Here is a 16,364-nt window from a genome sequence, read left to right as displayed (position 1 = left end):
GTCGCCGAAGGCCTTGCCAAGGAAAATTATTAAATTTGTCTTCGGGGTATATGAAAAAGCTGGGCAGCCTCGCACCAGCCCGGAGCATGGCGCGCCATCGCGGGGCGTGCCTGCGCACCGCTGCAGGGCCCGTATTCAGCGGGTCAGCGCACCGTACAGCTCGGGGCGGCGGCACGCCAGGTAAGGGAAGGTGCCGGCCTGGCGGGCACGCTGCTGCGTGTCGAGATCGACGATCAGCAGACTCTCCGCGGGCCCGGCGGCAGCCAGGCGCTCGCCGTCCGGCGCGACGATGCAGGAGCCGCCGAGGAAGGCCAGCCCGTCCTCCACGCCGCAGTGGTTGCAGTAGGCGACGAACAACTGGTTCTCCACCGCCCGCGCCGGGACGATCACGCCCGGAACCGCGCCGTACTCCGGCGTCAGCGCGGTGGGGATGAGGATCAGCCCGGCGCCGTTCAGTGCGTGGGTGCGTACCGCCTCGGGATACTCCACGTCGAAGCAGATCAGCAGGCCGATACGCCAGCCGGCGTAGTCGAACGGGGCTTCCAGCACATCACCGGCGCTGAACACTTCGCGCTCCATGGCGCCGAACAGGTGCGCCTTGCGGTAGTGCCCGATGGCCTTCCCGGATGGGCCGATCACCTGCACCGAGTTGTACGGCTTGCCGCCCTGAGGGTGGCGTTCGGCGTAGCCGTAGGCGATAGCCAGCCCGAGGCGCTGCGCCAGCTCGCCGATACGCCGGGCGGACGGCCCGTCCGCCGCTTCGGCCAGCTCGTTCATCTGCTGCGGGACGTTGTAGCCGCCCAGCCAGAGTTCCGGGCAGAGCAGCAGCTGCGCGCCGGTTGCGGCGGCCGCGCTGGCCTGGCGCTCCAGTTGGTCGAGGTTGCCGGCAACGTCGCCGGGAAGTCCGCAGGTCTGCCACAGGGCCATGCGCATGGGCTTTACTCCAGTCCGCGTGTACGGGATTTGCAGGGTGCATTTAGGGTTTGGGCGGAGTATGCCCGCGCCCGGAGGGACGCAGCAGGCGGCCAAGGCCATGAAAAATGTGGTCCCCGGCGAGGAAAATCTTCGCCACGGGCCGCCCCCGCCGGCCGGCTCAACGCGGTATCTTGTATAAAAAAGCATCAACGAGGCGTGCAGTGGCTTCCTATACCTTGCGGCAACTGAAGTATTTCGTGACCACCGTGGAGTGCGGCAGCGTGGCTGAAGCCTCGCGCAAGCTGTACATCGCGCAACCGTCCATTTCCACGGCGATCAAGGGGCTGGAAGAGAGCTTCGGCGTGCAGCTGTTCATCCGCCACCACGCCCAGGGCGTGTCGCTCACTCCCAGCGGCGCGCGCTTCTACCGCAAGGCGCAGGAACTGCTGCGCATGGCCCACGAGTTCGAGCAGAACGCCCTGGCCGACAATGACGTGGTCGCCGGGCAGATCGACATCGGCTGCTTCGAGACCGTCGCCCCGCTCTACCTGCCGCGCCTGATCTCGGGCTTCCGCGAGCGCTACCCGGGCGTGGAAATCCGCATCAGCGACGGCGAGCAGCAGGAGCTGGTGCAGGGCCTCACCGCCGGCCGCTTCGACCTGGCGCTGCTCTACGAACACGACCTCGACGCGACCATCTCCACCGACCCGCTGATGCCCGCCCAGCGCCCTTACGCGCTGCTGCCGGAGAACCACCGCTTCGCCAAGCAGGACAAGGTGTCCCTGCGCGACCTGGTGCTGGAACCGATGATCCTGTTGGACGTGCAACCCAGCCGCACCTACTTCGTGCGCATCTTCGAGGAACTGGGGCTGAACCCGCACATCGCCTTCAGCTCGCCCTCCATCGAGATGGTGCGCGGCATGGTCGGCCAGGGTTTCGGCTTCTCGGTGCTGGTCACCCGCCCGCATTCGGAGTGCACCTACGACGGCAAGAAGGTGGTGATGGTGAACATCGCCGAGGACGTCAGCGCCTCCGGCCTGGTCGCCGCCTGGCTCAAGCGCGCCCAGCTGACCAAGCCGGCGCAGCTGTTCGTCGACTTCGCACGGGAGGAGTTGAGCGGGAAGCATTGAAGCCCGCTCTTCGTAGGAGCGAGCTCGCTCGCGAACAGACGTCGGCGCTGCGGCCTGCCCTCACCCTCTCCCGGAGGGAGAGGGGACTGGTCGGCATGCACTGAATACACAGCGCTCGCCGGCTAACTCCGAAAACAAGCCAACACTGCGAACGGCCCCCTCTCCCCCTGGGAGAGGGCTGGGGTGAGGGAAACACCCAGGCACCAAACTCCCCTCCCGTCACTCCCCGTGCCCCTCGCCGACATCCGGCGTTACAATCTCGCCCCCTTTCGTTTTCGTTGTCCCATCGTCCCCATGCTCATCTGGAAAGAGCGCGTGCAGCGCCTGATCACCCTCGTCCTCGGCCTGCTGCAGCGCTACCCGCGCCTGATCGCCCTCTTCGGTTTCTGCTCCGGGGTGTTCAGCTTCGTCATGGTCGACCGCCACCGCGCCGGTTTCGCCCGCGCCATGGCCATCGTCATGCTGGTCAGCTGGATCTGGCTGATGCTGGAGAACCTGCTCACCAAGCGCTTCAAGAGCCGCTTCGGCTGGGAAGTACCGCCGGGCCTGCTGCGCTACGCGACCCAGCTGATCCACCAGGAAAGCCTGTTCTTCTGCCTGCCGTTCTTCTTCGTCACCACCACCTGGAACAGCGGCCAGGCGCTGTTCACCGGCGTGCTGACGCTGGCGGGGCTTGCCGCGATCACCGACCCGATCTATTACAAGTGGCTGTCGGTGCGGCGCTGGACCTTCCTCGGCTATCACACCCTGACGCTGTTCGCGGTGCTGCTCACCGCGCTGCCGATCATCCTCCACCTGAGCACCCCGCAGAGCTACCAGGCGGCGCTGGGCATCGCCGTGCTGCTGTCCTTCCCCAGCCTCGCGGTGACGGTGAAGATCCACAAATGGTGGCGTTGGTTCGCCCTCGTCGGCCTGACCCTGTCCATCGGCGCGGTGGGCTGGTTCGCCCGCGCCTGGGTGCCGCCGTCGACCCTGTGGATGACCGAGATGGCGGTGACCGAGAGCTTCGACAACGCCCAGCGCACTCCCGGCGACAGCCTGGAGACGGTCAGCGTCGCGCAGATCAAGAGCCAGGGCCTTTACGCCTACACCGCGATCAACGCTCCGCGCGGGCTGAACGAGCGCATCTATCACGCCTGGCGCAAGGACGGCCAGGAAGTCGACCGCATCGCCCTGGACATCAAGGGCGGCCGCGAAGCCGGCTATCGCGCCTGGACGCACAAGCAGAACTTCCCCAGCGACCCCAGCGGCAAGTGGCAGGTGCAGGTGCTCACCGAAGCCGGACAAGTCATCGGAACATTGCGCTTCGAGGTCACGCCCTGACCGCTCGGTATCCTTGACCCGCCTCGGCGCTTTCCTCTACATAGAGCCTCTCCCGAGAACAAAAAGCACCGAGAGAGTCATGACCGATACTGCCCTGCACCCGTTCGACCGCGCCGTGGCCCTGCAACCCGTAGCCGGCCAGCCCAACCTCTACGAAGGCCACACCAGCCAGGACTACTGGAACATGGTCGGCCCCTTCGGTGGCGTGACCGCCGCAGTCCTGCTGCAGGGCGCGCTGCGCCATCCGCAGCTGCTCGGCAGCCCGGTGTCATTGACGGTGAACTATGCCGCTGCCGTCGTGGCAGGCGCCTTCCAGGTCGAAGCCATCCCGGTGCGCACCAACCGCTCCACCCAGCACTGGCTGCTGCAACTGACCCAGCCCGATGACGCCGGCGAACAGCAGGTCACCACCACTGCCACCCTGGTCACCGCGCTGCGCCGCGAAACCTGGAGCCTGACCGATATCCCCGCGCCGAACGTCGCTCCGCCCAGCGACTTCGAGCCGATGAGCCCAGCCGCCAAGGGCGTGGCCTGGCCCAGGCAGTACGAGATGCGCCCGGTCTCCGGCGCCTTCCCGACGAAATGGGACGGCAGCGGCGAGACCAGCCGCAGCCAGCTCTGGATGCGCGATGCACAACCACGCCCGCTGGACTTCCTGTCCCTGGCGGCGCTGAGCGACATCTTCTACCCGCGCGTCTGGCTGCGCCGCGCCACGCCGGTACCGGCCGGCACCGTGTCGATCACCACCTACTTCCACACCGACGCGGCGCAACTGGCCGAGGTCGGCACCGGCCACCTGCTGGGCGACGCCCGCGCCCAGGAATTCCGCAATGGCTTCTTCGACCAGAGCGCGCAGCTGTGGAGCGAGTCCGGCGCGCTGCTGGCGACCAGCAACCAGATCGTTTACTACAAGGAATAAGTGCCTCAGACCCGTTTTCGGAGGGGCATGGGTCACCTGTAGGAGGTATTGCGGCAGGCAGGCAACAAAAAGCCCGGCACTTGGCCGGGCTTTCTCATCGCTGTGCAGTAGGCTCAGACCTTGCGCACGAACTCCGACTTCAGCTTCATCGCGCCGATGCCGTCGATCTTGCAGTCGATGTCGTGGTCGCCGTCGACGAGACGGATGTTCTTCACCTTGGTGCCGACCTTCACCACCAGGGACGAGCCCTTGACCTTGAGGTCCTTGATCACGGTGACGGTATCGCCGTCCTGCAGCAGGTTGCCCACCGAGTCCTTGATCACGCGCGCGTCGCCGTCAGCCTCGGCGGATGCATCGGCGGACCACTCATGGGCGCACTCGGGGCAGACCAGCTGGGCGCCGTCTTCGTAGGTGTATTCGGAATTGCATTTGGGGCAGGGCGGCAGCTGGCTCACGGCGGTTCTCACAGTGGAAACGGTAAAAAGACCGCAGAGTATATAAGGTTTCTCCCGTCCCTGCCCGGCAACAGCATTGGCAATGAGCCAGCACCGTTACAAAAGCGTAAGAATCCATCGCTATAAAAGGCGGCCTCTTCGATAAGAAAAAGGACGCCACGCCATGCTGCACAAGCCCTCCCCGCTCGCGCTGAGCATCGCCGTCGTTCTGGCGAGCCTGGCCGCGGAAACCGCTAATGCCGTTCCGGTATCGCCCATCATCAGCGACGCGCAGACCAGCAGCCGGACACTGGCCAACCAGGACACCCTGACGGTCACCCGCATCGGCAGCCTGGTCACCAGCGGCAAGAGCCTCGACCTCAAGGGCGCAGCTACCGGCAGCGGCGTGGTCATCGACAACAGCGGCCTGCTGCAGTCCACCACCGGCCGCGTGGTCGATACCTCCGGCAGCGACAGCACCACGCGCTTCTACCAGATCATCAACCGCGAAGGCGGCCGCATCGGCGGCTACGACGACGCCATCCGCATGAACAACCCGTTCAGCGCCGGCAGCCTGCTGATCGACAACGCCGGCAGCATCACCTCGGCCACCGGCCAGGCGCTGGACCTGGACAAGCTGCAGAGCGCCGCCGCCACCACGATCATCAACCGCGCCAGCGGGGTCATCCACAGCGACGGCAACGACGCGATTCGCCCCGGCGGCAACGCGAGCATCACCAACTACGGCGAGATCAGCAGCTCCGACATGGTCACCGCCGACACCAAGAACGACGGCATCGACTTCCAGGGTGCCGCGGGCGGCCAGGTGGAAAACCACGGCCTGATCAGCGGCGGCCGCCACGGCATCACCACCGATGTGGGCGCCACCCTGATCAACCATGCGGACGGCGTGATCATCGGCCGCAACGGCTCGGGCTTCGGCTCGGACGGCGACGGCACCGTGATCAACTACGGGCGCATCAGCGGCGCCTACAACGGCCTGGTGCCGGACGGCGACGGCGATGGCGTGGACATCGACTACACCGGCCACATCGAGAACCACGGCATCATCGAAGGTCTCGGCGCAGCCGGCTCGAAGGACGGCTCGCCCAACGGCAGCGAAGGCATCGCCATGGGCGGCGGCACCGTCATCAACTACGCCGGCGCGGTCATCCGCAGCGTCGACCGCGGCATCCTGGTCGACGACGGCAACGGCAACAGCGGCTTCAGCTCCACCACACTGGAAAACCACGGCACGATTTCCGGCGAATCCTCCTCGGGCGTTACCCTCTCGGGCGACCTCGACGACACCGTGATCAACGACGGTCTGATCCACGGCGGCAACGGCATCGCATTGGAAATGGGCGGCGGCAACGACAGCCTGGTGCTGCTCTCCGGCAGCCGCTTCGAAGGCCTGGTGGACGGCGGCAGCGGCCGCGATAGCGTGACCCTCGACGACGCCGCCGGCGGCAGCTTCGGCAACAGCAGCAACTTCGAATGGCTGGACGTGAAACAGGGCAGTTGGGCCCTCTCCAGCGTGAACGACTTCAGCGAAGGCGGCGAAGTCTTCAGCGGCGCCAGCCTGAGCAACACCGGCAGCCTCCTCGGCACCCTGCAGGTCGACCAGGGCGCCACCTACTCGGGCAGCGGCAGTGTCGGCGGCCTGGACGTCGCCGGCACCCTGGTCGCCTCGCCGACCCTGGGCGCTGCCCACGTCACCGGCAACCTCAACCTGCAGAGCGGCTCGACGCTCTCCTTCGGCGTGGAGCCCAGCGGCGCCCATGCCATCGTGCAGGTGGACGGCACCGCCAGCATCGCAGGCTCGCACCTCGCCGTGCAGGCTGGCAGCGGCAACTGGCCATGGCAGAGCAGTGTGCAGGTCATCGGTGCTACCGGCGGCGTCAGCGGGCAGTTCGCCGACGTGAAGAGCAACTTCGCCTTCCTCACCCCGACGCTCAGCTACAGCGCCAACAGCGTCGACCTGCAACTGATCCGCAACGACGTGCAGTTCGGCGACCTGGCCAGCAGCAGCAACGGCCGCAATGCCGGCGCCGCGCTGCAAAGCCAGAACGGCGGCGCGCTGTACAACGCACTGGTCACCAGCGATGCAAGCAACGCCAGCGCTGCCCTGGAGCAGTTGGCCGGCGCCAGTAACGCCAGCCTCGCCGCCGCGACCATCGTCGGCAGCCAGCAGGTCGGCAGCGCCATGCTCAACGCCGTACGCCAACTGGGCAGCAGCAGCTTGCTGGCTGCCACCGAGCGCAACGATACGCCGATGCTCGCCGCCACCGGCGTGCCCAGCGAAGCGCGCAACCTGAACGACCCGAACGCCTCCGGCCGGCTGTGGGTACAGGGCATCGGCAGCCACGGCAAGCTCGACGAACACAACAAGAGTGGCGACCTGCAACAGGACACCGGCGGCACCCTGCTCGGTGCCGACTGGGCAGTGACTCCGGACTGGCGCCTGGGCGTGCTGGGCGGCTACTCGCACACTGATCTGGATGGCAGCGGCGGTGTTTCCGGCGATATCGAAAGCTGGCACCTGGGCGCCTACGCGCTGCACCAGAGCGGCCCGCTGGCCCTGCGACTGGGCGCGGCCTACAGCAGCCACGACGGCGAGAGCAAACGCCGGGTCGAGTTCGACGGCGTCAGCGATCGCCCCAAAGGTGACTATGACGCCGACAGCTGGCAGGCCTTCGCCGAGACTGGCTACGCCATGGGCAGCGGCCGCCTGAGCGCCGAGCCCTACGCACGCCTGGACTACCAGCGCTACGAGCGCGATTCGTACGACGAGAAAGGCGGCGCCGCCGCACTGCACGTCGACTCCCAGGACCAGGACAACCTGAGCAGCACCCTGGGCCTGCGCATCGCCCGCCTGGATACCCTGAGCAACGGCATGAGTCTCACCCCGCGCCTGGGCCTGGGCTGGCGTCACACCTTCGGCGACATCGACAGCGAAACCCGCCAGTCCTTCATTGCCGGCGGTGATGCCTTCAGCGTCCAGGGCACCGCGTTGGACCGCAACAGCCTGCTGCTGGACGTCGGTTTCGACGTCGGCCTGTCCGCACGCAATAGCGTCGGCATCGGCTACAGCGGGCAGATGGGGAGCAATGCGCAGAACCACGCGCTGATCGCCCAGTGGCAGATGGCGTTCTGACCTGAACAACGTGCAACGAAAAAGCCCGGTACCCACCGGGCTTTTTCCTTTGAGTCTTTGACACGGATGAATCGGAAATTTCCCGGCCAATCTCGGAGCACGGCAAATGGCCTCACACCCCGGAGACGGCAAAGCTTGCGGCCCCGGTCAACCGACCGGCATTCGCCAACCCTCGATGAGTGAGCACCCTCATGAAAAAGCTTTGCCTCCTGATCGCCGCCTGCGCCGTCCTCGCCGCCTGCGACAAGAAACCCGAGTCGACCTCGCAGACCGCTGTGCCCGCAGCCGCCACCCAGCAAGCCAAGCCTGCGCCGCAACCTGAAGCCGCGCCGGCGGAGCAGCCCGCACCGGCTTCCACCGAGGAACAGGCCACTCCGGCAGAGCAGCCAGCCGCCGAACAGGCCGCACCGCAAGCGCAACCCGAGACCGCCGACAAGCCGGCCGAGAACAAGCAGCAGTAGGATTTCACCCGGCTTTACAGCGCATTCCAGCCAGCCGCCGCGGGGCGGCTGGTTGATTCAGGGGCGCAGTTGGCTGAGGTAAGCGGCCAGCGCCTTAATGTCGTCATCGCTGAGTAGCCCGGCTACCGCCAGCATCGGCGAGCCGGCCCGGCTCGGGTCCTTGTCACGGTAGCGCTGCAGCGCGTGGGTCAGGTAAGGCCTTGGCTGCCCGGCAATGCGCGGGAAGCCATCACGGCCCATCGCCTGGGCGCCATGGCAGGTCACGCAGACCGTGGCGAAACGCTGGGCACCCTGCTCGATCTCCGCCGCGTCAGGCACGGCTTCCGTGCGTGGCAGGACCTCCTGCTGGCTGAAGTAGTAAGCGATATTCACCCGCTCGTTGAGCGTCAGCAGCTTGGCCGCCTGGTTCATCACGAAGTCGGTGCGCTGGCCGTCGACATACTTCTCGAAGGCATCGAACAGGTACTGCGGATTCTGCCCGGCCAGGTTGGGGATGTAATCGCGCTTGCTGTTGCCGTCCTTGCCGTGACACTTGCTGCACAGCAGGATGCGCTCCTCGGCGGCCGCATAGGCCTGTTCGCGCTTGGCCGGGTCCTTCTCCAGGGCAGCAAGCCGATCCATCATTTCCGATGACTGCGCCAATGCCTGGGCGCTCGCGCACAGCAGCACCCACCACAGAACGACTCTCCCCATCACCGCACCCTGGTCAGTTTTCCCAGCGTCGACGCTAATGGGTTTCTGAAGGAAGTTTCCGACGCAGATCAAGCAAACGCGCCGTCGGCTGAAAAACCTGCGGGCAAAAAAAGGGGGAGCATCGTGCTCCCCCGTGGGACTGAACCTTAAAGACCCGTCTGTCCTTGGTCAGCCTTCAATTTCAACCAGGATCTCACCGGGGTTGACCCGGTCGCCCTTGGCTACGTGGATGGCCTTCACGGTGCCGGCGATGCCCGCCTGCACTTCGGTCTCCATCTTCATGGCTTCGGTGATCAGCACGGCCTGGCCGGCCTTCACGCTGTCGCCTTCCTTCACCAGCACATCGACGATGTTGCCCGGCATGGTGGTGCTGACATGGCCCGGCTCGCTGGCGTGCTTGCGCTTGTTGCCGCCGCCGCCGACGAACTCGTTGAGCGGCTCGAACACCACTTCTTCGGGCATGCCATCCACCGACAGGTAGAAGTGGCGCTTGCCGTCGGTCTTCACGCCGACGCCGGTGATGTCCACGCGGTAGCTCTCGCCGTGCACGTCGACCACGAATTCGGTCGGTACGCCCTCACCGCCGGCAGCGGCGACGCCCTTGCCGTTGGGGATCGGCAGCAGCTCTTCGGGTTTCAGGGTGCCGGCGGCACGCTCCTCGAGGAACTTGCGGCCGATGTCGGGGAACATGGCGAAGGTCAGCACGTCCTCTTCGGACTTGGCCAGGCTGCCGATCTCTTCGCGCAGCTTGTTCAGCTCCGGCTTGATCAGGTCGGCCGGGCGCACGTCGATGACTTCCTCGTTGCCGATGGCCTGGCGGCGCAGCTGCTCGTTGATCTTGCCCGGCGCCTTGCCGTAACGGCCCTGCAGGTAGAGCTTCACCTCGTTGGTAATGGTCTTGTAGCGCTCGCCGGCCAGCACGTTGAAGAACGCCTGAGTGCCGACGATCTGCGAGGTCGGGGTGACCAGGGGCGGGAAACCGAGGTCTTCGCGCACGCGGGGGATTTCCGCGAGCACTTCGGGCATGCGGTTCAGCGCGCCCTGTTCCTTGAGCTGGTTGGCCAGGTTGGAAATCATCCCGCCCGGTACCTGGTTGACCTGCACGCGGGTATCCACGCCAGTGAACTCGCTCTCGAACTGGTGGTACTTCTTGCGCACGGCGTGGAAGTACATGCCGATTTCCTGGATCAGCTCCAGGTCCAGGCCGGTATCGAACGGGGTGTCGCGCAGGGCGGCGACCATGGATTCGGTGCCCGGGTGGCTGGTGCCCCAGGCCATGCTGGAGATCGCGGTGTCGATGCGGTCGGCGCCGTTTTCCACAGCCTTGAGCTGGCACATGCTGGCCACGCCGGCGGTGTCGTGGGAGTGCACTACCACGTCCAGCGGCAGCGCCTCTTTCAGCGCCTTGACCAGTTGGCCGGTGGCATACGGAGTCAGCAGGCCGGCCATGTCCTTGATGGCGATGGAGTCCACGCCCATGTCGGCCATGGCCTTGCCCTGGGCAACGAAGGCCTCGATGGTGTGCACCGGGCTGGTGGTATAGGCAATGGTGCCCTGGGCGTGCTTGCCAGCAGCCTTCACCGCTTCGATGGAGACGCGCAGGTTACGCACGTCGTTCATCGCGTCGAAGATGCGGAACACGTCGATGCCGTTGACCGCCGCCTTGGCGACGAAGGCACGGACCACGTCGTCGCTGTAGTGGCGGTAGCCCAGCAGGTTCTGCCCGCGCAGGAGCATCTGCAGGCGGGTGTTGGGCAGCGCGACCTTGAGCTTGCGCAGGCGCTCCCACGGGTCTTCCTTGAGGAAGCGTACGCAGGCGTCGAAGGTGGCGCCGCCCCAGACTTCCAGCGACCAGTAGCCGACCTTGTCGAGCTTGTCGCAGATGGGCAGCATGTCCTCGGTGCGCATCCGGGTCGCCAGCAGCGACTGGTGGGCGTCGCGCAGGATGGTATCGGTGACGGTGACTTTCTTGGCAACGGTCATGTACGTGATCCTCACAGGCCAGCGTGGGCGGCAATGGCGGTAGCGATGGCGATGGCCAGGTGCGACGGGGTGCGTTTGATGGAGTACTGGGTCAGTTCCGGGTGGCTTTCGACGAAGCTGGTGTTGAACTGGCCGTTACGGAATTCCGGGTTCTTGAGGATTTCCTGGTAGTAGGCCGCTGTGGTCTTCACGCCCTGCACGCGCATGTCGTCCAGCGCACGCAGGCCGCGGTCCAGCGCCTCTTCCCAGGTCAGTGCCCAGACCACCAGCTTCAGGCACATCGAGTCGTAGTACGGCGGGATGGTGTAGCCGGTGTAGATCGCCGTGTCGGTGCGCACGCCGGGGCCGCCGGGCGCGTAGTAGCGGGTGATCTTGCCGAAGGACGGCAGGAAGTTGTTCTTCGGGTCTTCGGCGTTGATGCGGAACTGCAACGCGAAGCCACGGTGGATGATGTCTTCCTGCTTCACGGACAGCGGCAGGCCCGACGCCACGCGAATCTGCTCGCGGACGATGTCGATGCCGGTGATTTCCTCGGTGATGGTGTGTTCCACCTGCACGCGGGTGTTCATCTCCATGAAGTACACCTCGCCATCGGCGAGCAGGAACTCCACGGTGCCGGCGTTCTCGTAGCCCACGGCCTTGGCCGCGCGCACGGACAGGTCGCCGATGTAGGCGCGCTGTTCGGGGGTCAGCTGCGGGCTGGGGGCGATCTCGATGAGCTTCTGGTTGCGGCGCTGGATCGAGCAGTCGCGCTCGAACAGGTGCACGGTGTTGCCGAAGGAGTCGGCGAGAATCTGTGCCTCGATGTGCTTCGGATTGACGATGCACTTCTCGAGGAAGACCTCCGCGCTGCCGAAGGCCTTGGTGGCCTCGGAGATCACCCGGGGGAAATTCTGCTCCAGCTCTTCGCGGCTGTTGCAGCGGCGGATACCGCGGCCGCCGCCACCGGAGGTGGCCTTGAGCATCACCGGGTAGCCGATGCGCTCGGCTTCGGACAGGGCTTCGGCCAGGTCGGCGACGTTGCCTTCGGTACCGGGAGTGCAGGGCACGCCGGCGGCGATCATGCTGCGGCGCGCCTCGGTCTTGTCGCCCATGCGGCGGATGACTTCGGCGGACGGGCCGATGAACTTGATCCCGCGCTCGGCGCAGATATCGGCCAGCTCGGCGTTCTCGGAGAGGAAGCCGTAACCGGGGTGCAGGGCGTCGCAACCGGTTTCCACGGCCAGGTTCACCAGCGCCCGCGGGTTGAGGTAACCCGCCAGCGGGTCGGCGCCCAGGCTGTGCGCTTCGTCGGCACGCTTCACATGCAGGGCGTGGCGGTCGGCGTCGGAATAGACGGCCACCGAACGAATGCCCATCTCGGCGCAGGCGCGCACGATCCGGACAGCGATCTCCCCACGGTTGGCGATCAGGATTTTCTTGATCACTGCGGCTTTCCCTCGGCCCGGGCCTTGTGGACCCCGGCGTAAAGACCAATCGGCAGCCCCGTTCAGGCAGCTGGATTCTCTTGTGGATATTCGTGGCCGGAGCGGGTTCCGGCGTGTTTTTACCCTAGCGCGGGAGGGAGGATTAACCAAAATCAATAATTATTGGGGTAGCCATAAAGAATGCTTTATAGTCGCTGAAAAATGTCGCCATCGAGCAGGCTTCTATGCGTAAGTCATTGATGCGTATGACCCTTCGCCAGCTGCAGGTTTTCCGCGCGGTGTGCGAAAGCCGTTCCTACAGCCGCGCCGCCGAAGAAATGGCCCTGACCCAGCCGGCGGTCAGCCTGCAGATCCGCCAGCTCGAAGAACTGGTCGGCCAGCCGCTGTTCGAGTACATCGGCAAGAAGCTCTACCAGACCGATGCCGCCGACGCCCTGCTGCGCGCCACCAACGACATCTTCCAGCGCCTGGAAGTGCTGGACATGAACCTCTCCGACCTCAAGGGCTCGCTGCAGGGCCAGTTGCGCCTGGCGGTGGAATCCAGCGCCAAATACATCACTCCGCACCTGTTCGCCGCGTTCCACGCCCAGCACCCGGATGTCAGCCTGAACCTCACGGTGGTCAACCGCGCCCAGGTGATCAAGCGCCTCTCGGATAACCGCGACGACCTGGTGATCATGTCCCTGGTGCCGCAGGACATGGCGCTGGAGTTCCTGCCCTTCCTGAACAACCCGATCGTTGCCGTGGCACCGCCGGACCACCCGCTGTGCAACGCCGCGAAGCTTTCGCTGAAGGACCTGGAACCCTATCCGCTGCTGATCCGCGAGCCCGGCTCGGGTACGCGCAAGGCCTGTGAGGAACACTTCCAGCAGAAACGCGCGCACTTCGCGCAGACACTGGAGTTCGCCTCGCTGGAGGGGTCACGGGAAGGGGTATTGGCGGGACTGGGACTGGCGCTGCTGCCACGCCATGCGGTGAGCCGCGAGCTGCAGTCCGGGCTGCTGCACGAACTGCCGGTGGAAGAGCTGCCGCTCTACCGCAGCTGGTGTCTGGTACATGCCCGCGGCAAGCGCCTGAGTCCGGTGGCCCAGGCGTTCGTCGCCTTCATCCGTGAAGAGCGGGCGCTGATCAGCCAGCTTGCCGAACGCTTCGCCGGCCCGCCTTCGCCGAAGTGAGGTAGGCGGCGGCGATCAGGTCAGGGTAATCGGAGGTTTCGAGGGCGAGGCGCTGGGCCTCCATGCGGTCCTCGATGGCGCGACGGAACTGCATGCGCCGCTGGTCTTCGAGCTTGCGGCGGGTCTTGCTGTCCACTTGGAGCTGGGTGTCGTCGATATGGCGGGGCATCTCGCATCTCCCAAGGCCTAAGGGCTGGAGACGCCAGCATGCTGGGGGCGGATGACGGTTTGACGACGCGGCAATGAAAGCGGCGGTGACGCCGACGAGCGGTCGGCGGCACCGTTACGGCCGAATCAGGACGCCTCTTCCGGCCGCTCTTCGTGGTTCTTCACCACCTTGGGCGACAGGCGCAGGCTGCGCAGGCTGCGCTTCACGCTCTTGAGGTGGTTCACCAGGTCCGGGCCGCGGGCCATGGCCACGCCCATCGCCAGCACGTCGATCACCACCAGGTGGGCAATGCGCGAGGTCAGCGGGGTGTAGATGTCGGTGTCTTCATGCACGTCCACCGCGAGGTTCACGGTCGCCAGGTCCGCCAGCGGAGTCTGGCTGGGGCACAGGGTGATCAGCGTCGCGCCGGCTTCGCGCACCAGGTTGGCGGTCACCAGCAGGTCCTTGGAGCGGCCGGACTGGGAGATGCAGATCGCCACGTCCGAAGGTTTCAGGGTCACCGCCGACATGGCCTGCATGTGCGGGTCGGAATACGCCGCCGCCGACAGCAGCAGGCGGAAGAACTTGTGCTGGGCATCCGCCGCCACCGCGCCCGACGCGCCGAAGCCGTAGAACTCGACACGCTGGGCGTGGGCGATGGCCGCGATGGCGCGCTCCAGGGCGTGAGTGTCGAGGTGCTCGCGCACTTCCATCAGCGAGTGCAGGGTGGTGTCGAAGATCTTCAGGCTGAAGTCCGCCACCGAGTCGCTCTCGTTGATCGAGAACTGGCCGAAACTGGCGCCGGCGGCCAGGCTCTGCGCCAGCTTGAGCTTGAGGTCCTGGAAACCGCTGCAGCCGATGGCGCGGCAAAAACGCACGATGGTCGGCTCGCTGACGCCGACACCATGGGCGAGGTCCGCCATGGAGCTGTGCATGACCGATGCAGGGTCCTGCATCACGTGATCGGCAACCTTGAGCTCCGACTTGCGGAGCAGATGACGCGACTGGGCAATGTGCTGCAAAAGGTTCACAGGGATGGGCTCGGTGATAGTTGTCTGAAATTTATGTAGTCTTGTTGTAGTTATACTACAAAACTACTCGCCAAGCCCAGGGAATAAGTCGTTGAATATGCCCGCCAGCCTTAGTCTTCCCAGTTCCTGCGACATCCTGGTATTCGGCGGCAGTGGTGACCTGGCCCTGCACAAGCTGCTTCCGGCGCTCTATCACCTGCACCGGGAGAATCGCCTGCCGGCCGACACGCGGATCTTCGCCCTCGCCCGCAGCAACCGCGACAATGCCTCCTACCTTGCCCTTGCCGAGCGCAACTGCCGGGTGCAGGTGGCGCGCAGCGACTTCTCCGCCGAAGCCTGGCGCAGCTTCGCCCAGCGCCTGCAATACGTCGCCATGGACGCCTCGCAGAGCGCCGACTTCGGTCGCCTGGCCAAGGCCCTCAAGCGCAGCGAAGGTCGCGTGCTGGTGCACTATCTGGCCACCACACCGAGCCTGTTCGCGCCCATTGCACAGAACCTGAAGATCGCCGGCCTGGCCGGGCCGCTGGCGCGCATCGTGCTGGAGAAGCCGCTGGGCCATTCGCTGGAATCGGCGGTGGCGATCAACCAGGCCATCGGCGAGGTGTTCGACGAATCCCGCGTGTTCCGCATTGACCACTACCTGGGCAAGGAAACTGTGCAGAACCTGATGGCCCTGCGCTTCGCCAACACCCTGTTCGAGCCGGTATGGCGCAACGGTTTCATCGATCACGTGCAGATCACCGTCAGCGAAACCCTGGGCGTGGAAAACCGCGGCGGCTATTACGACCATGCCGGGGCCATGCGCGACATGGTGCAGAACCACCTGTTGCAGTTGCTCTGCCTGGTGACCATGGAAGCGCCGGTGCGCTTCGATGCCGAGGCGGTACGCAACGAGAAGGTAAAGATCCTCCAGGCGCTCAAGCCGATCACCGGGCAGGACGTGCAGGACAAGACCGTGCGCGGCCAGTACACCGCCGGACACATTGGCGGACAGGATGTTCCGGCCTACTGGTTCGAGAAGAACGTCGACAACGACAGCGATACGGAGACCTTCGTCGCCGTTCAGGCGGAGATCGATAACTGGCGCTGGTCTGGCGTGCCGTTCTACCTGCGCACCGGCAAGCGCATGGCGAAGAAGTGCTCGGAGATCGTCATTCAGTTCAGGCCGGTCCCCAACAGCCTGATCGGCAACGGTGCCGGCGCGGCCAACCGTCTGTGGATAAGACTGCAGCCCGAAGAACGCATCAGCGTGCAACTGATGGCCAAGGCCCCCGGCAAGGGCATGCAGCTGGAACCAGTGGAGCTGGACCTCAACCTCGCCCAGGCTTTCAGCATCAACAAACGCCGCTGGGACGCCTACGAACGCCTGCTGCTGGACGTGATCGAGGGCGACTCGACGTTGTTCATGCGCCGCGACGAGGTGGAAGCGGCCTGGAGCTGGGTCGACCCGATCATCAAGGGCTGGCACGAGCACTACCAGAGCCCGCGCCCCTATCCGGCCGGCAGCAACGGGCCGGAGCAGGCGCAGACGCTGCTGGAGCTGCAGGGACGGCGCTGGCTGGAGTGAT

At 65.6% G+C, this 16,364-nt stretch carries 14 protein-coding genes; 7 read left to right on the top strand and 7 right to left on the bottom strand.

From position 1 onward, the window contains the following. Nucleotides 1-135: 135 nt before the first annotated feature. The gene (locus PNI01S_RS24720; RefSeq protein WP_065083730.1) at nt 136-933 is read right to left on the bottom strand and encodes a carbon-nitrogen hydrolase family protein; all 798 of its coding nucleotides are present in this window, start codon (nt 931-933) and stop codon (nt 136-138) included. A 203-nt stretch (nt 934-1,136) separates the two neighbouring features. Here PNI01S_RS24720 and PNI01S_RS24715 point away from each other — a divergent pair, with 203 nt between their 5' ends. The 3 genes from PNI01S_RS24715 to PNI01S_RS24705 all read left to right on the top strand — a co-directional run bounded on the left by PNI01S_RS24715 (nt 1,137) and on the right by PNI01S_RS24705 (nt 4,287). Then, nucleotides 1,137-2,045 (top strand): LysR substrate-binding domain-containing protein, encoded by a 909-nt coding sequence (locus PNI01S_RS24715; protein ID WP_024766981.1) that lies wholly within the window; start codon nt 1,137-1,139, stop codon nt 2,043-2,045. Between the two features lie 294 nt (nt 2,046-2,339). Then, nucleotides 2,340-3,368, top strand: a complete 1,029-nt coding sequence (locus PNI01S_RS24710; protein WP_024766126.1) for a DUF5924 family protein — start codon at nt 2,340-2,342, stop codon at nt 3,366-3,368. Nucleotides 3,369-3,447: 79 nt separating this feature from the next. Beyond that, nucleotides 3,448-4,287 (top strand): acyl-CoA thioesterase, encoded by an 840-nt coding sequence (locus PNI01S_RS24705; RefSeq protein WP_084359582.1) that lies wholly within the window; start codon nt 3,448-3,450, stop codon nt 4,285-4,287. Between the two features lie 113 nt (nt 4,288-4,400). On the opposite strand, the gene PNI01S_RS24700 is transcribed toward PNI01S_RS24705, so the two are convergent. After that, nucleotides 4,401-4,742 (bottom strand): zinc ribbon domain-containing protein YjdM, encoded by a 342-nt coding sequence (locus tag PNI01S_RS24700; RefSeq protein ID WP_024766124.1) that lies wholly within the window; start codon nt 4,740-4,742, stop codon nt 4,401-4,403. Between the two features lie 163 nt (nt 4,743-4,905). Between PNI01S_RS24700 and PNI01S_RS24695 the strand changes: the two genes are divergently transcribed. Both PNI01S_RS24695 and PNI01S_RS28745 read left to right on the top strand, forming a co-directional pair. Next, nucleotides 4,906-7,878: an autotransporter outer membrane beta-barrel domain-containing protein gene (locus PNI01S_RS24695; protein ID WP_084359580.1), complete on the top strand. Its 2,973-nt coding sequence runs from the start codon at nt 4,906-4,908 to the stop codon at nt 7,876-7,878. Between the two features lie 191 nt (nt 7,879-8,069). Beyond that, a complete protein-coding gene (locus tag PNI01S_RS28745) occupies nt 8,070-8,339 on the top strand; it encodes a hypothetical protein (protein ID WP_084359578.1) in 270 nt (89 codons plus the stop codon). A gap of 57 nt (nt 8,340-8,396) precedes the next feature. On the opposite strand, the gene PNI01S_RS24685 is transcribed toward PNI01S_RS28745, so the two are convergent. The 3 genes from PNI01S_RS24685 to PNI01S_RS24675 all read right to left on the bottom strand — a co-directional run bounded on the left by PNI01S_RS24685 (nt 8,397) and on the right by PNI01S_RS24675 (nt 12,442). Continuing rightward, nucleotides 8,397-9,032: a c-type cytochrome gene (locus PNI01S_RS24685; protein ID WP_231387675.1), complete on the bottom strand. Its 636-nt coding sequence runs from the start codon at nt 9,030-9,032 to the stop codon at nt 8,397-8,399. Between the two features lie 168 nt (nt 9,033-9,200). After that, nucleotides 9,201-11,015 (bottom strand): sodium-extruding oxaloacetate decarboxylase subunit alpha, encoded by a 1,815-nt coding sequence (gene oadA / locus PNI01S_RS24680; RefSeq protein WP_084359576.1) that lies wholly within the window; start codon nt 11,013-11,015, stop codon nt 9,201-9,203. Between the two features lie 11 nt (nt 11,016-11,026). Further along, complete coding sequence (locus PNI01S_RS24675; protein ID WP_024766119.1) at nt 11,027-12,442, bottom strand: acetyl-CoA carboxylase biotin carboxylase subunit; 1,416 nt, start codon at nt 12,440-12,442, stop codon at nt 11,027-11,029. 239 nt (nt 12,443-12,681) lie between these two features. On the opposite strand from PNI01S_RS24675, the gene PNI01S_RS24670 reads away from it, so the two are divergent. Continuing rightward, a complete protein-coding gene (locus PNI01S_RS24670; protein ID WP_024766118.1) occupies nt 12,682-13,617 on the top strand; it encodes a LysR family transcriptional regulator in 936 nt (311 codons plus the stop codon). Here PNI01S_RS24670 and PNI01S_RS24665 read toward each other — a convergent pair. Continuing rightward, complete coding sequence (locus PNI01S_RS24665) at nt 13,571-13,786, bottom strand: PA3496 family putative envelope integrity protein (protein ID WP_024766117.1); 216 nt, start codon at nt 13,784-13,786, stop codon at nt 13,571-13,573. The genes PNI01S_RS24670 and PNI01S_RS24665 overlap by 47 nt on opposite strands. Before the next feature lie 125 nt (nt 13,787-13,911). Then, nucleotides 13,912-14,796: a transcriptional regulator HexR gene (hexR, locus tag PNI01S_RS24660; RefSeq protein WP_024766116.1), complete on the bottom strand. Its 885-nt coding sequence runs from the start codon at nt 14,794-14,796 to the stop codon at nt 13,912-13,914. 97 nt (nt 14,797-14,893) lie between these two features. Here hexR and zwf point away from each other — a divergent pair, with 97 nt between their 5' ends. Next, nucleotides 14,894-16,363, top strand: a complete 1,470-nt coding sequence (zwf, locus tag PNI01S_RS24655) for a glucose-6-phosphate dehydrogenase (protein ID WP_413247438.1) — start codon at nt 14,894-14,896, stop codon at nt 16,361-16,363. Nucleotide 16,364 lies beyond the last annotated feature (1 nt).

Origin of the sequence: Pseudomonas nitroreducens NBRC 12694 (genome assembly GCF_002091755.1) — a bacterium.
Taxonomy (GTDB): domain Bacteria; phylum Pseudomonadota; class Gammaproteobacteria; order Pseudomonadales; family Pseudomonadaceae; genus Pseudomonas; species Pseudomonas nitroreducens.
The sequence above is the reverse complement of the archived record's forward strand: the minus strand, read 5'-3'. Positions and strand labels throughout refer to the sequence as shown.

What these genes read in the sequence shown, in the direction of transcription:
- PNI01S_RS24695 (WP_084359580.1), top strand. Translation starts at nt 4,906, where the DNA reads ATGCTGCACAAGCCCTCCCCGCTCGCGCTGAGCATCGCCGTCGTTCTG.
- PNI01S_RS24685 (WP_231387675.1), bottom strand. Translation starts at nt 9,032, where the DNA reads ATGGGGAGAGTCGTTCTGTGGTGGGTGCTGCTGTGCGCGAGCGCCCAG.
- PNI01S_RS24720 (WP_065083730.1), bottom strand. Translation starts at nt 933, where the DNA reads ATGCGCATGGCCCTGTGGCAGACCTGCGGACTTCCCGGCGACGTTGCC.
- PNI01S_RS24705 (WP_084359582.1), top strand. Translation starts at nt 3,448, where the DNA reads ATGACCGATACTGCCCTGCACCCGTTCGACCGCGCCGTGGCCCTGCAA.
- PNI01S_RS24710 (WP_024766126.1), top strand. Translation starts at nt 2,340, where the DNA reads ATGCTCATCTGGAAAGAGCGCGTGCAGCGCCTGATCACCCTCGTCCTC.
- PNI01S_RS28745 (WP_084359578.1), top strand. Translation starts at nt 8,070, where the DNA reads ATGAAAAAGCTTTGCCTCCTGATCGCCGCCTGCGCCGTCCTCGCCGCC.
- PNI01S_RS24670 (WP_024766118.1), top strand. Translation starts at nt 12,682, where the DNA reads ATGCGTATGACCCTTCGCCAGCTGCAGGTTTTCCGCGCGGTGTGCGAA.
- PNI01S_RS24665 (WP_024766117.1), bottom strand. Translation starts at nt 13,786, where the DNA reads ATGCCCCGCCATATCGACGACACCCAGCTCCAAGTGGACAGCAAGACC.
- oadA (WP_084359576.1), bottom strand. Translation starts at nt 11,015, where the DNA reads ATGACCGTTGCCAAGAAAGTCACCGTCACCGATACCATCCTGCGCGAC.
- zwf (WP_413247438.1), top strand. Translation starts at nt 14,894, where the DNA reads ATGCCCGCCAGCCTTAGTCTTCCCAGTTCCTGCGACATCCTGGTATTC.